This window comes from Mesorhizobium caraganae (assembly GCF_016836705.1).
Taxonomy (GTDB): Bacteria; Pseudomonadota; Alphaproteobacteria; order Rhizobiales; family Rhizobiaceae; genus Mesorhizobium; species Mesorhizobium caraganae.
The window spans coordinates 1-14,379 of sequence record NZ_JAFCGY010000017.1; the positions used below are offsets into that span (position 1 = coordinate 1).

The 14,379-nt window shown below is 61.1% G+C and carries 11 protein-coding genes and 1 pseudogene; 11 read left to right on the top strand and 1 reads right to left on the bottom strand.

What is annotated here, in order from left to right:
- From JQK88_RS36995 to JQK88_RS23720, 3 genes are all read left to right on the top strand, one after another.
- The coding region (locus tag JQK88_RS36995) for a VCBS domain-containing protein (protein WP_203279602.1) at positions 1 to 1,406 on the top strand (1,406 nt) is incomplete at its 5' end.
- A gap of 194 nt (positions 1,407 to 1,600) precedes the next feature.
- Entirely contained in the window at positions 1,601 to 3,274 is a 1,674-nt protein-coding gene (locus tag JQK88_RS23715; protein WP_312037319.1) for a type I secretion system permease/ATPase, read from the top strand.
- A 19-nt stretch (positions 3,275 to 3,293) separates the two neighbouring features.
- Positions 3,294 to 4,631, top strand: coding sequence for an HlyD family type I secretion periplasmic adaptor subunit (locus tag JQK88_RS23720; RefSeq protein WP_192247735.1), 1,338 nt, complete (start codon positions 3,294 to 3,296; stop codon positions 4,629 to 4,631).
- Between the two features lie 408 nt (positions 4,632 to 5,039).
- Here JQK88_RS23720 and JQK88_RS23725 read toward each other — a convergent pair whose 3' ends face one another.
- Entirely contained in the window at positions 5,040 to 5,810 is a 771-nt protein-coding gene (locus JQK88_RS23725) for a TIGR01458 family HAD-type hydrolase (RefSeq protein ID WP_203279603.1), read from the bottom strand.
- 1,494 nt (positions 5,811 to 7,304) lie between these two features.
- Here JQK88_RS23725 and JQK88_RS23730 point away from each other — a divergent pair.
- From JQK88_RS23730 to JQK88_RS23770, 8 genes and pseudogenes are all read left to right on the top strand, one after another.
- Positions 7,305 to 8,054 carry a phosphodiesterase gene (locus JQK88_RS23730; RefSeq protein ID WP_246750006.1) on the top strand — a complete coding sequence of 250 codons (750 nt, stop codon included), beginning with the start codon at positions 7,305 to 7,307 and terminating at the stop codon, positions 8,052 to 8,054.
- A 540-nt stretch (positions 8,055 to 8,594) separates the two neighbouring features.
- Positions 8,595 to 9,269, top strand: a complete 675-nt coding sequence (locus JQK88_RS23735; RefSeq protein WP_203279604.1) for a protein-L-isoaspartate(D-aspartate) O-methyltransferase — start codon at positions 8,595 to 8,597, stop codon at positions 9,267 to 9,269.
- Positions 9,270 to 9,655: 386 nt separating this feature from the next.
- Positions 9,656 to 10,093 (top strand): hypothetical protein, encoded by a 438-nt coding sequence (locus tag JQK88_RS23740; RefSeq protein ID WP_192247724.1) that lies wholly within the window; start codon positions 9,656 to 9,658, stop codon positions 10,091 to 10,093.
- A gap of 339 nt (positions 10,094 to 10,432) precedes the next feature.
- Complete coding sequence (locus JQK88_RS23745; RefSeq protein WP_203279605.1) at positions 10,433 to 10,747, top strand: co-chaperone GroES; 315 nt, start codon at positions 10,433 to 10,435, stop codon at positions 10,745 to 10,747.
- A gap of 60 nt (positions 10,748 to 10,807) precedes the next feature.
- Positions 10,808 to 12,460 (top strand): chaperonin GroEL, encoded by a 1,653-nt coding sequence (gene groL / locus JQK88_RS23750; protein ID WP_192247718.1) that lies wholly within the window; start codon positions 10,808 to 10,810, stop codon positions 12,458 to 12,460.
- Positions 12,461 to 12,498: 38 nt separating this feature from the next.
- Positions 12,499 to 12,573 (top strand): annotated as a pseudogene (locus JQK88_RS23755) (NADH-quinone oxidoreductase subunit D-related protein); the annotation flags it as partial.
- A 585-nt stretch (positions 12,574 to 13,158) separates the two neighbouring features.
- Positions 13,159 to 13,353: an antibiotic biosynthesis monooxygenase gene (locus tag JQK88_RS37520; RefSeq protein WP_192247769.1), complete on the top strand. Its 195-nt coding sequence runs from the start codon at positions 13,159 to 13,161 to the stop codon at positions 13,351 to 13,353.
- 66 nt (positions 13,354 to 13,419) lie between these two features.
- Entirely contained in the window at positions 13,420 to 14,340 is a 921-nt protein-coding gene (locus tag JQK88_RS23770) for a complex I NDUFA9 subunit family protein (RefSeq protein WP_203279606.1), read from the top strand.
- Positions 14,341 to 14,379 lie beyond the last annotated feature (39 nt).

The window sequence follows — 14,379 nt, forward strand, 5'->3', positions numbered from 1 at the left end:
TCGCCAACGGCACGCCAGGCGACGCCTCAGCCTTCGGCGATCTCAATGCGACCGATGTCGACAATGCGGCGACCTTTAACGTGCAGGCCGCCGTCGCCAAGACCTATGGCACCTTCTCGATCGATGCCAACGGCACCTGGAGCTATACGCTCGACGACACCAACGCGGTCGTTCAGGCGCTCAACAGCACCGGAGCGAACACCACGCTGCATGAACTGGTGACGGTCACCACCGCCGACGGCACCCAGAAGGTGATCGACATCACCATCAATGGCGCCAACGACGCCGCGGTGCTGTCGTCTGCCTCGGTCAACCTCACCGAGACCAACTCGGCCACCGACATCTCGAGCTCCGGCACACTGACCATCTCCGACGTCGACAGCCCGGCAACCTTCGTTGCCCAGGCCGGGACCGTGGGCAGCTATGGCACCTTCGCCATCAATGCGGCCGGCGCCTGGACCTACACGGCATCCTCGGCGCATGACGAGTTCGTCGCAGGCCAGCACTATACCGAGAACTTCGATGTGGTCAGTGCCGATGGCACACACACCTCGGTCGCTATCGACATCCTCGGCACCGCCGACGCTCCGCCGCGGTTTGCGCCGACGGATATCCAGCTCACGCCCAGCACCACTACCGCGGATGTAAACTTCAACGCGTTCCAATTCACGGGAACGCTGAGCGCGACCGATCCGGATCCCGGCAGCTTTGTCTACAGCATCACCTCGCAATCGGACGTGGGACTGTTTTCGATCGCCGGCAGCACGTTGAGCTCAGGAGATCTCTCGCCGAGCAAGACATTCTCCGTGACCGTGCAGGCGACGCAGGTCGGCGACCCCGTCGGGCCCGCCTACCAGTACAGCGAGACGTTCCAGGTCATCACCGGCACCAACGGCAACACGGTCGATGGCAGTGGAGCCAATGGCGGCGACGACGTTCTTTACGGCAATGGCGGGGCGGACTCGATCTTCGGCCTGGCCGGCAATGACACGTTGTTCGGCCAAAGCGGCAACGACACGCTGAATGGCGGCGACGGCAACGACAGGCTCGTCGGCGGCGTCGATGCCGACACGCTTACCGGCGGGGCGGGATCCGACACGTTCTACTATGGACCAACCGTTTCGGATTCGGCGCCGGGTTCCAGCAGTTTCGACACCATCACCGACTTCGTGCACGGGGTCGACAAGATCGACCTGTCCTCGATCGATGCCAGCGGAGCCGCCGGCGATCAGGCTTTCCTGTTCGGCGGGCAGAATGCGCTCACCGTCGCCAACAGCATCACCTGGTCGGAAGTCGGCGGCAACACGATCGTCCGCGCCGACGTGACCGGCAACGCAACAGCTGACTTCCAGATCACGCTGACTGGCATCGGGCTAGGCCTGACGGCGAGCGATTTCGTGCTTTGAGACCATGAGGTGAGCCGCGTTGCGGCTCACCTCCCTTAGCGTTTCCTGATGCAGCTTACGCGTTAAGGTTTACGACAGGAATATCGACAGGCCGCATGGCCGATCGAAGGACCAGGAGTAGTATCGGTTCCGGGCGTTGGACAGGGGGGCGGTTTTCCGCTGGGTATTTGAGTCTCGACAACAAATCCAAGATCGTGAAGGACGCGCTTCGGGCGTGCCGCTACTATTTCCTGGTCGCGGCGGCGTTCAGCCTGGCGATCAATCTGCTCTACCTGGCCTCCCCACTTTACATGCTGCAGATCTACGACCGGGTGGTCACCAGCGGCAGCGAAACCACGCTGGTGATGCTGACCCTGGTGTTGCTGGCGGCGTTCCTTTCGCTGGCCGGCCTCGATCTGGTACGCGCCTCCGTGCTGACGCGTGCCAGCGCGCGGCTCGACCGGCTGCTTTCGGCAAGGATCCTCGCCGCGTCGGTCGAAACCCCATCGGCCGGCTCCTCGCCGAGCCAGCCTGTCCGCGATTTCGACACGTTCAGGCAGGTGATCACCGGCAGCGGCATCCATGCCCTGTTCGACCTGCCATGGTCACCCATCTACATTGGCATCATCTTCCTGCTGCATCCGTGGCTCGGCTTCTTCGCACTGGGCTGCTCATTGCTCCTGGTCGCCATGGCGGTGCTCAACGAGTATCTCGTGCGCTCGCCGCTGAAGCAGGCCAACGACCTGGCGACGACCAACTATAACTTTACCGAAATGAGCCTCAGAAATTCGGAAGTCGTTCGCGCCATGGGGATGATCGACGGTCTCATCCGCCGCTGGGGGCGCGACCGCAACCTGGCGCTGCGGCGCCAGGCGGAGGCAAGCGATCGCGCCGCCCTTATGTCAGGTCTAATCCGTTTCCTGCGGCTAACCATGCAGTCGCTGATCCTCGGCCTCGGCGCCTATCTGGTGATCGAGCGGCAGATCACCGGCGGCACCATGTTTGCGGCGAGCCTCTTGCTAGGCCGGGGGCTACAGCCGGTCGAACAGATCGTCGGCCTTTGGCGCAGCCTGATCCTGGCGCGGGCGGCGTTGGCAAGGGTCGAGAAGCTGGTCGACGGGGGAGCGCAGAACGAAAGATCGTTCAACCTGCCGAAGCCCACCGGTAAGATTTCGGTCGAGCAGGTCAGCTTTGCAATTGCCAGCCAGCAGAAAGTGCTTCTCCGGGACGTATCGTTCCGGTTGGACGCAGGCGAGGCGCTGGGAATCGTCGGCCCTTCCGGCGCCGGCAAGTCGACGCTGGCGCGTCATCTCGCGGGCGTCATGCAACCCAGCCGCGGCACCGTCAGGCTGGATGGCGCTGACCTGTCGCAATGGGGGCACGATGCGCTTGGCGACCACATCGGCTACCTGCCGCAGGATATCGAACTCTTCTCCGATACGGTCGCCGCCAACATCGGCCGTTTCAAGACCAATGTCGACCAGGAGGTGATAGAGGCCGCGCGGCTCGCTGGCGTGCACGAGATGATCATCCGCCTGCCGCAGGGTTACGAGACCCAGATCGGCGAAGGCGGCGCAGTGCTGTCAGGAGGATATCGGCAACGGATTGCCCTTGCCCGGGCGGTGTTCGGCACACCGAATTTGATCATTCTCGACGAGCCGAGTTCCAATCTCGACGCCGATGGCGATCGCGCGCTGAGCGACTGCGCGCTTGAGCTGAAACGCCGCGGCAGCACGGTGATCATAGTCTCGCATCGGCCCTCGACGTTGGCCAATGTCGACAAGATCCTTCTGTTGCGCGATGGCGCGGTCGAGGCATTCGGGATGAGAAACGAGATCGTGGCGCTGCTCAACCAGCGCGCGGCGCCAATGGCGGTGGCGACCCAATGAGCTGTGGCCGGAGAGATCGATGAGCGACGGCGCCCTCACTTACCGAAGCCTGCCCGGCGAGGCTGGCATCCTGGCCCCGGACACGATCCGGGTGCCGGCCTATATCGGCCTGCTGATCATAGTGGCCTTTTTCGGCATTTTCGGCGGCTGGGCAGCCTTTGCCCCGCTGAACGGCGCCGTGCTCGCCGACGCCATCGTCAAGGTGGAAGGCAATCGAAAGAGCGTACAGCATTTCGACGGCGGTACGGTGAAGGAGATCCGCGTCAAGGATGGCGACGTCGTCAGGAAGGGCGACATAATGCTGAAGCTGGACGACACAAGAATCCGGTCCGAGTTCAATCTCTATGCCCAGCAATATGCGCTCTTGCGCGCAACCGATGCCAGGATCCGGGCCGAACTGGATGGCAGCGTGGCTGTTGCCTTTCCCAAGGACATCCTCAAGGAGCATGAGGACTACCTTAGGGATGCGATGGCAAACCAGATCGCCGATCTGGAAAGCCAGCGCGCCTCGATGGCCGGCGCCAAGCAGATCCTCGGGCGCCGCATTGCCGAGCTCGAGGAACAGATAAAGGGCAAGCAGTCTCGGGTCGAATCCTACCAGGCCCAGCTGCAATCGACGATTGACGAGAAGGCCAGCCTGTCGAAGCTGCTCAAGGCCGGATTGACGACCCGCCCTCGCATCCTGGAACTGGAACGGTCCGCCTCGGATCTGCAGGGTCTGATCGACGAGAACCTCGGCGCAATTGGCGGCAGCCAACAGAGCAAAGCCGAACTCGAGAGCCAGATCGCGCAATTGACCAACGAGCGCCGAGCCAAGCTATCGGCCATGCTGATCGATACGCAATCGAACCTTGCTGACCTTGTGCCCAAGATGTTTGCCGCCCAGGCTGCCATGGATCGGGCCGAAGTGCGCGCGCCTTATGACGGCCAGGTGATGGATCTCAGCGTATTCTCGATCGGTGCGATCGTAGCGCCAGGCCAGACAATCCTCGACATCGTGCCGACCGAGAATTCGCTGATCGTCCAGGCGCAGGTTCGTGTCGAGGACATATCGAACCTGAGACCCGACATGGCCGCCGAGGTTCGTTTCACGTCCTACAAGCAGCGTTCGATACCCATAATTCATGGACGCGTCACCCGCATTTCGGCGGATCGCATCACCGACACCAAGACCGGGTTTCCCTACTACCTCGCCGACGTGGCTGTCGATCCGGTAGAATTGGCCGCAGCCCCACACATAGCGCTTTACCCAGGCATGCCGGCATCAGTCATGATCGTTACCGAGGAACGCACCGCACTCGACTACATTCTGGGTCCGCTGGTTGTGTCGTTCCACTCCGCGTTTCGCCAGAAGTAACGGAGTGGCCAATCAATTGACGATGCCCGGTTTCGACGTCAGGCCCGAGCCGGACCAGATCAATCCCGACCTGGCTTCCATGTCGACTTGGGTCAGAACCGGTTGTGAGCGAACGTCCGCTTCTGACCGAGGTCGTGTAAAAACGCGATTGCTGAATGCGTATGACGTCCGCTGTTTAGAGCGCGGCAGCGATGAGGCCGCTGGCAGGCGGGCGTGATCAGGCCGCGATTGCCTTCATCAGCGGCTTGACGTCGAAGATGTTGATCATACGCTTCATGTCGTAGGGGCGCTGATCGTGAAGTCGCAATGTCTTCTCGGCCTGGGCGGCCCAATCAGGTTCGGCTTTTTCGCAATTAGGTAGTCGGCCCTATTCGTTCGATAATCTTCCTTCTGGTTCAGCCTGCGCAATCAGTCTCGGCGCGCAATGATCCAGTCGGTTGCCGCCGCGAGATCGGCGACGGTTGCGGTCGGGCGCGGATCAAACCGTTTCTCATCGCCCTGCCGGTATTTGCCTGTCCGCACCAGCAATGCGCCCGAAAGTCCGGCGCGCAGGGCGCCAGCGATATCGGCCTCGGCGTCGTCACCGACCATGATCGCCTGTTCTGGCGGACAGTCCATGCTTGCCAGCGCCGACAGAAAAAATGCAGACGACGGCTTGCCGAGAACGGTTGCGCGTTTCAGGGAGGCAAATTCCAATGCCGCGACGAATGGCCCTGCATCGAGGCTGAGGCCGCCCTCGGCATCCCGAAACGTCCGGTTGGTGGCAAGGGCCAGCAATTCGGCCCCCGCGCTCAGCTCGCGAAACGCGTCATTCAACACCGCATAGGTGAAGGCCTCTCCGGCATCGCCGATGATGACGGCGCGCTTGTTGCTATCCGGCAGTTCGTAAAAATCCGGCTCAAGGCCGGGGTGAACCAACAGGTATGGTGCACGGCCATTCCGAAGAAGCCATTCGCGTGCGGCGTGTGCCGGCGTGAAAACATCTGCCTCGGTAACGGTGAGTCCCATTGCTTCCAGGCGTTCGAGAACCCTCTGTTTCGACGAGCGCGTGGTATTGCTCACAAAGCGTACGGCCAAACCGGCATGGCGTAAACGCGCAACGGCGTCGACCCCGCCTGGTATGGCGGTCTCGCCATCATAGATGACGCCTGCGAGGTCCAGCAGCACGCCCCTTGTCATCGGTCCAGCATGGCCAGGAGTCTGCCATGCGTCAAATCCGGAGCAAGGCTATGGTTCCAGTATAGAGCTATTCAAGCACTTTCACCGGCGTGATGTTGTTAATGGTCTGCAAGCCCGTGGGTTCATGGCGTCATACTGCCGGCGCTCGTTGGGACCGCCATTCAACCGGAATGGGGCTTCGGGTTGTTTGCTGCGGCGGCGGTTGCTGCCTATCACCCCGACGCTAACACGAAAACAATTCTCCCGTATTCTGGGACGAAAGCACCTCGTTGGTCCGCTCACATCGTTCAGGCTCGCCAGAAAGGCTCCCAGTGCGGCCATCTCCTCCAAATTGAATTCCCATTCGAATACCTGCTGCAGCATCGAAGACACCTGGGTGCGGTTGCGTGTCATGTAGATGTGCCAGGGCAGGCGAGGGGCGAAAGTTCTGATGGTGAGTTGGCGTTGGCTCGACCAAGCGCTCGGCAGCGCCACCGAAGCAATCGAGCGGATGCCGGAGCGCAAACTCCTGACCGGGCACGTCCCATCGTGGTCAGCGCCTACGAGCACGAATGGTGGCGCCGGTTCCCGGATGGTCGCGATGAATGACCGGAGCGCGAAGCTACATATTGCTACACGGCCGGATCGGCGGTTGTGGCTTATACGGAAGTGTTTGGCACCTAAGAGGAACGTCGGCGAGCGACCTTCGGATCGGCTTGACAGCAGCAGTGGATTGAGCGGCGGCAGCACGTCTGGTGAGCAGCGCCGCCGACATCTTGGCTAGCTTCGATTTTATACCCAAGGATTCCTCCCGAGAGACCTACTCCAGCAGTTCGTTTTTACCACAGCCGCCGCCGCGCTCGCATTTAAATTTGCTAATTCAGGAACGATGGCAGGGGCGAGGCGAAGGTAATCCCGCTCGAAAGGTCCGCCGCGTGACGCCGGCGTACCGCTCTGCATCATGTGGATCGCGCAAGCCCTGGCCTGCCTCGCCGATGCAGTCGAGCGGATGCCCGACGCTGCATTCCTGGCCGAGCACCAGGCAGCGCATGACGCGCCTCGATCGGCATCCGTCGACCTGGTCGCAGAACCCGGGGATGAGCCTTATGGCCAGAGACTGCGGCTTATGCGCCTGGCGGGCCAACAAAGAGTATCCCTTAGTTGTGGCCCTCGGCTGCTACAGATGTGGCCAAATGGTGAAAGCCGTGCCTCGGGGCTGTTGCCTTGGACATGTAAATCGTGAGACCGGTAATTTTGCTGGGGTAGTGTCTACAGGGATTGGCAGCAAGGTCCGATCCAACACGGTCGTTTTTCGTCATGGGACGCGACGATCGAATGGATTACCTCGATCAAGGGGCGGAATTTACCCCGGCAAAATTACCGGTCTCCCCCCGAGGATGGGCCGAACGCCTTGCCAGGAAACTCAGGCTCCGATGAGATAGCAGGGCTCCACTTGGATTTCTTTCGATGCTCGTTGCGCAGATTAGCGACTTCCATGTCCATCCCGTTGGCCAAATGGTATATGCTGGCATCGACACCAATGCCATGACGCGGCGCGCCATTGCCACGATCGCTGCCCTGGACCCTGTTCCCGATTGCGTCCTCGTTACGGGCGATCTTGCCGATGGCGGGGGCTTGGACGAGTACGCTCTCGTGGTTGATATCTTGTCCCGCCTGGAAATGCCGGTATTCGTCATTCCGGGCAATCACGACCGGCGCGAGACGATGCGCGACGGCCTCGCCGCGGCCTATCCCTATCTGCGCCAAGCTGAGGATTTTCTGCATTACGTTGTCGAGGATTTTCCAGTTCGGCTCATCGGCCTCGACACGGTGGTGCCGGGAAAGGTCGGCGGTGCTATCTGCGCCGCACGAGCGGCTTGGTTTGCCGATCGTCTCGCTGAAGGCGACGGTCGCCCGACGCTGGTCTTCATGCATCACCCGCCCTTCGTTACCGGTGTCAGCGGGATGGACGCGACGATGTGCCGAACCGACAGCGCATTCGCGGGGCTTGTCGAAAGCCATCCTGAAATTGAATGCGTGGTCGCCGGCCATCACCATCGCCCCATCACCCGTCGCTGGGCCGGCACGGTCGGCTTCGTTGTGCCCGGAGTGGCGCATCAGCTGGCGCTTGATCTTCGCCCGGGCCAGCCCATCCGATTTATCCTCGAGCCTCCGGGCTTTGCGCTCCACGCCTGGTCGCCCGAGACCGGCTTGGTCTCGCATGTCGCGCCAATCGGCGACTACGGACCGAGTCGCGATTTTTAGCTTTATTCCGGTTTGTCCGTGGAAGCTCGAGAAAAGAGCCGCTGCTGCTGGCCTCGGCGGAAGCGGAGGCCGGAACGCGCATCCAAACAGCGCCGTAGTGACGGTCCGGAGGCGGCGTAAATGCAACGGAAGCGCCGCGCCGGCTGTGTCGGCGTTCGCCCTCGCCTCGCCTGCAGCGCGAATAGCGCTGCTGGCTCGCCCAGGTTCGGTCATCGTCAATCACCAGATCACGCACGATCAGCACGGGAAGGAGCCGGTGAGCGACAGCGCAGGGTTCGGCGTCGTTTTGGCCTTCAGCCTATTGGTGCTCAACTGGCTGGCGACTATATCGATGCTGTCGCCTGGTTGGCGAGCTTCTGATGCGCACGCCGTTCCACCCCCGGTGCGAAGAACGGGAGAGCACCAAGGACGGCGACGAAATAGCAGGGCGGTACAACCCGCCCCAACCGAAGCCGCGTTCTCGACGACATGGTTACTGTGACAAGACGAACAGGGTATAAAGCTGTCTGGCAACAGACTGGTTGAGGAACGCTCACCGTCATGAAGCCGATGAACGAAGAGCACCTCGCGGTTCTACGCAGGCACATGGTCGAGGTGATTGCAATCCATGCCGACCTTGCAAGCGAAGAACTCGGCAAGGCGACGCTTGATGAGCGGGTGATGGCAGCGATGCTGCGGGTGCCGCGGCATCGCTTCGTGCCAGCCCCGTTTGCGCTTTATGCCTACGAGGACATGCCGCTGCCGATCGGCTTCGATAAAACTGTCTCGCAGCCCTTCATCGTCGCTCTCATGGCCGATCTCCTTGCTCCCCAACCGCACGAGGCAGTGCTGGAGATCGGCACCGGCCTGGGCTACCAAACTGCAATCCTCGCGGAACTCGCCTCGCAGGTTTGGAGCGTCGAAATCATCGAGGAATTCGCAAGCCATGCCGAGGCTCTCCTGGAGGGCCTCGGCTTCTCCAATGTCGGCATTCATGTCGGAGACGGGTCTCGCGGCTGGCCTGAGCACGCCCCATTCGACAAGATCCTGGTCACGGTGGCGGCTGAGGCGACGCCGCCGGCTTTGCTTGAGCAGCTCAAGCCAGCGGGGCGCATGGTTCTGCCTGTGGGATCTGAAAAAGTACAGTTGCTGACTGTCATCGACAAGGATGCGGCAGGGCAACTCAAGACTCGGAAACTCATCCCAGTTCGGTTCAGTCGGCTCGAAACGGTCTAATGAAGGGTGCGGCTGCGCGGAGCCGTCTGGAGCCACAAGGACCCCAACGACCGGGCGGAGAACTCGCATCGGCCCGGCCTTCGGCGGTTTCGAAGCTAAACTGCCACTCCCTTGATCCTTCTGCCCCGGCCAGCAATGGAGCCGGGGCACTCCAGTACAGACTCTGCCCATCGATCGGCACGGACTCCAGACCGACATCGTCGAACAGCCGCGCATTTGACCGCGTTCGCCAAACATGGCCGGATCTTTGCGAAGCCTCCACATCTGCGTGAACGAAGCCCTCCAGGCATCATCGTGATTGGACTTCACGATCCGTTGGAGTCACGCTGGCTGCAGGCATAAGAAGGATATGGGTGGACCAACTATCGTCCGAATAGGAGGCCAACATGAAGCACCAAACGATCGAGCAACTGCAGATTGTCGCCGAGATCGATCAGGCCTACCCGCGCCAGACCATGTCGCGCAGCGAACGTCTTGAACGCTGGGCGGAGCTCCTCGAACGGAACCCTGACCGGCGCCTCTCGACGCTGCCTCAGACTGAGTACCAGCCGGCTAATGCGCGCGCGATCATGCGCGGCCACGACACGCCGATTTCGATCGCTTTCGAGGATCCTGTCCTGCGCGCCGCCGGGTTGGAAAACGACAACTACGGCGAAGCGAAGCGGTTCTTCGAACTGACCGACAGGCAATTGCATGAGATCATCTGCTATTGCCATTTCGGCGCGACGGTGAACGCCGCAACGGCCGCCCGTCACATCCGTGCGGCGATTGCAGGGAGACAGCCCGGCATGTTCGCTCGGATGCTTGAGGCGTTCGTCGGATAAAGCCGGCGACGCTTCGCCGCATCATTTTTTGAGCGGCTCGCATGGAAAGCCGCCGCCGCAGCGCAGGCAAGCGCTCCCCGCGCGGGAAGGCTGCGTTGCATGAGGGATGGTGCGGTCATGATTATCCAAGGTCCTTCTCGAGAGCGGCGGCAAGGTCTGCTGGGCTGAGCTGCACCATCTGTTGCGCCGAACTCTGCAGGGCGATTGCCGGCAGGTGAATGAACGCGCCGACGTGTCGCCAGGCAAGCCTGGAAATTTGGCACTCCTATCATTCGAGTGCCAAAGGGGCTATGTTAAGTGTTGCAGTCGCTCTATATGCGGCGGCAGAAAGAACCCCCAATGAAATTCCGACCACTCCACGACCGCGTTGTCATTCGGCGCGCTGAAGGCGACACCAAATCCAAGGGCGGCATCATCATTCCCGACACCGCCAAGGAAAAGCCTCAGGAAGGCGAAGTGATCGCCGTCGGCCCGGGCTCGCGTGATGAGAGCGGCAAGCTGATCCCGCTCGATGTCAAGGCAGGCGATCTCATCCTGTTCGGCAAATGGTCCGGAACCGAGGTCGAGATCGACGGCGAGGATCTCCTGATCATGAAGGAAGCCGACATCATGGGCGTTATCGAAAAGGCCGTCGAAGCCAAGAAGGCCGCCTGACTGAAGCGCCGCGCATCTGCGCGGTGACGGTCCACTCCAAATGCGAACTGGATGAAAAAAATGTCTGCCAAGGAAATCAAATTCGCTACCGATGCCCGTGACCGTATGCTGCGCGGTGTCGAGATCCTCAACAATGCGGTGAAGGTCACGCTTGGCCCCAAGGGCCGCAACGTCATCATCGACAAGGCCTATGGCGCGCCACGCATCACCAAGGACGGGGTCGCCGTCGCCAAGGAAATCGAGCTTGCCGACAAGTTCGAGAACATGGGCGCGCAGATGGTGCGCGAAGTGGCTTCGAAGACCAACGACCTCGCCGGTGACGGCACCACCACCGCCACGGTACTGGCCGCTTCCATCCTGCGCGAAGGCGCCAAGCTGGTCGCCGCCGGCATGAACCCGATGGACTTGAAGCGCGGCATCGATCTTGCTGTGGCTGCCGTGGTGAAGGACGTTCAAGCCCGAGCCAAGAAGGTCAAGTCTTCGGCCGAGATCGCCCAGGTTGGCACCATCGCCGCCAATGGCGACGCGTCGGTCGGCGCAATGATCGCCAAGGCGATGAACAAGGTCGGCAATGACGGCGTCATCACCGTCGAGGAGGCCAAGACCGCCGAGACCGAACTCGATGTCGTCGAAGGCATGCAATTCGACCGCGGCTATCTCAGCCCCTATTTCGTCACCAATGCCGACAAGATGCGCGCGGAGCTGGAGGATCCCTACATCCTCATTCACGAGAAGAAACTCGGAAATCTGCAGGCGATGCTGCCGATCCTCGAAGCGGTGGTGCAGAGCGGCAAGCCGCTGCTGATCATCTCCGAGGACGTCGAAGGCGAAGCGCTGGCGACCCTTGTGGTCAACAAGCTGCGCGGCGGCCTGAAGGTCGCGGCCGTCAAGGCGCCGGGCTTCGGCGACCGCCGCAAGGCAATGCTGGAAGACATTGCGGTGCTCACCGCCGGCCAGATGATTTCCGAAGACCTCGGCATCAAGCTGGAGAACGTCACCATCGAGATGCTCGGCCGCGCCAAGCGCGTGCTGATCGAAAAGGACACGACCACGATCATCGACGGCGCTGGTGAAAAAGCCACCATCCAGGCGCGTGTCCAGCAGATCAAGTTGCAGATCGAGGAAACGACCTCGGATTACGACAAGGAGAAACTCCAGGAGCGGCTGGCGAAGCTGGTCGGCGGCGTTGCCGTCATTCGCGTCGGCGGCGCGACCGAGACGGAAGTCAAAGAAAAGAAGGACCGCATCGACGACGCGCTGAACGCCACGCGTGCGGCGGTGGAAGAAGGCATCGTTCCCGGAGGCGGTGTGGCGCTGCTGCGGGCCAGGTCGGCGCTTAACGGGCTGACGGGAGCCAATGCCGATGTGACGGCCGGCATTTCGATCGTGCTCAGGGCGCTCGAGGCGCCGATCCGCCAGATCGCCGAGAATTCCGGCGTCGAAGGGTCGATCGTTGTCGGCAAGCTCTCCGACAGCAAGGATCACAATCAAGGTTTCGATGCTCAGACCGAACTCTACGTCGACATGATCAAGGCCGGTATCGTCGACCCCGCCAAGGTCGTTCGCACGGCCCTGCAGGATGCCGGTTCCATCGCGGCCCTGCTGATCACCGCCGAAGCGATGATCGCGGACATTCCGCAGAAGGATGCGCCCCCTAGGGGTGGCGCAGGAGGTATGGGCGGTATGGGCGGTATGGGCGGAATGGACTACTGAGCGGCGCCTGAAACCATAGCCAGGACGAAAGGCCAGCACGCGGGCACATGCGAGCCGATATCTTGGCGATCATCGCCTCGCTCGACATCGTGTTCGGGGAGATCGATCGATAGGCGCTCGTCGCTGTCGTTTTTGCTGCTAAAAATAGTCTTGGAGACAAGAACATGACCGATACTCTTGCCGAGAAAACATGTACGCCTTGTCGCGGCGGCGTCCCGCCGCTCACGCGTGATGAAGCCCAACGCTTTCAGGCACAGGCTCCGGATTGGGAGCTGGGTGACGATGCCCACCGCATCCAGCGGAGCTTTCGATGCCGCAATTTCCGGGACGCGCTCACCCTTGTTCAGGAGATCGGTGAGCTTGCCGAAACCGAGGGCCATCACCCCGACATCAGCTTCGGCTGGGGTTATGTGACGGTTTCCCTGAGCACCAAGAAGATCAAAGGACTGCACGAGAACGATTTCATCATGGCGAGCAAGATCGATCGGGTGCTCGATCGCTCGGGCCGGCCCGTCGACCGCCAGCAGTGACACGGCAAATCCATCGCCAATCAAGTGAGGTCGTTTATGCCACACATCCGAACCGACAATCAGCGCGTCACCCAAATCACCTTCGTCGATTCTGAACCGGACAAGCAGGCCGAGGCATTGTCCGTCATGACCAAGCGAGCGCGCTTTATGGCGCGCTAGCCGGGCTTCATCTCAATCAGCCTGCATCGCAGCCTCGACGGGCGGCGCATCGTCAACTACGTCCAATGGCAGAACCGCGATCTGCTGCGATCGGCTCATCAGTCGCCGGAATTCCGCAAGGAGTGGGGTCATTTCGATCAGTTGACGGACGAGATCGATCCCAATCTGTACGAAGTAGCCCAAGTGATAGATAGTGGTCAGTAGGCGTGCCGCCACATGACCTGAACCGCCGGGTCGAGACGGCCGACATGAGCTGACAAAGTCTAAGCCATGGCTGCCATGAACCATCGCGTCGTCACCGTGTTCGGTGGAACCGGGTTTCTCGGCCGCCGCGTTGTTCGGCATCTACGCGCTGGTGAGTTTATCGTTCGGATTGCATCAAGACATTCGGAACGGGCCAAGAAGCTGTTTGGTTCTGATGATCCGCAACTTCAATCGGTCGAAGCCAATATCCGCGATGAGCGGGCGATCGCCGATGCACTTGCCGGTGCTTACGGTGTTGTAAACGCGGTCAGTCTTTATGTCGAACAAGGACAGGAGACCTTTCATTCCGTGCATGTCGAGTCGGCCCGGCGGGTTGCAGTTCAAGCACACCGAGCTGGCGTCGAACGGCTCGCTCACATTTCAGGAATCGGCTCCGATGTTGGCTCGCAGTCGCTCTACATCTGCAAGCGTGGCGAAGGCGAACTGGTGGTGCGTGCGGCGTTTGCTGACGCCACCATCATCCGCCCGGCGGTGATGTTCGGACCGGATGACGCGTTTCTCACCATTATCCTCAAACTTCTCCGCCGGCTTCCAATCTATCCGATGTTCGGTCGCGGCCTGACGAGATTGCAGCCGGCCTATGTGGGCGATGTGGCAGAGGCGACCGCAAGAGCGCTGCAGGGGACGGAGACGCATGCGATCACGTACGAGTGCGGCGGTCCTCGCGTCTACTCTTACAAGGAATTTCTCAGAGCCGTTGCGCACGAAGCCGGTCTTAAGCCCAAACTGATTCCAATCCCATTTGCCGCTTGGCACGCGCTGGCTTGGTTCGCCGAAATGCTCCCGAGCCCGCCCGTCACTCGGAATCAGGTGGAACTGATGCAGGTCGACAACGTGTCATCGCCGGAGATGCCGGGATTTGGAGAACTTGGAATTTCGCCGTACTCGGTCGAGGAAATGCTCCAGGAGATATTGTGGGATCACTGATTAAAAAGCTTCTTCGGCTAGTACGCTCCCGCCAAGGGG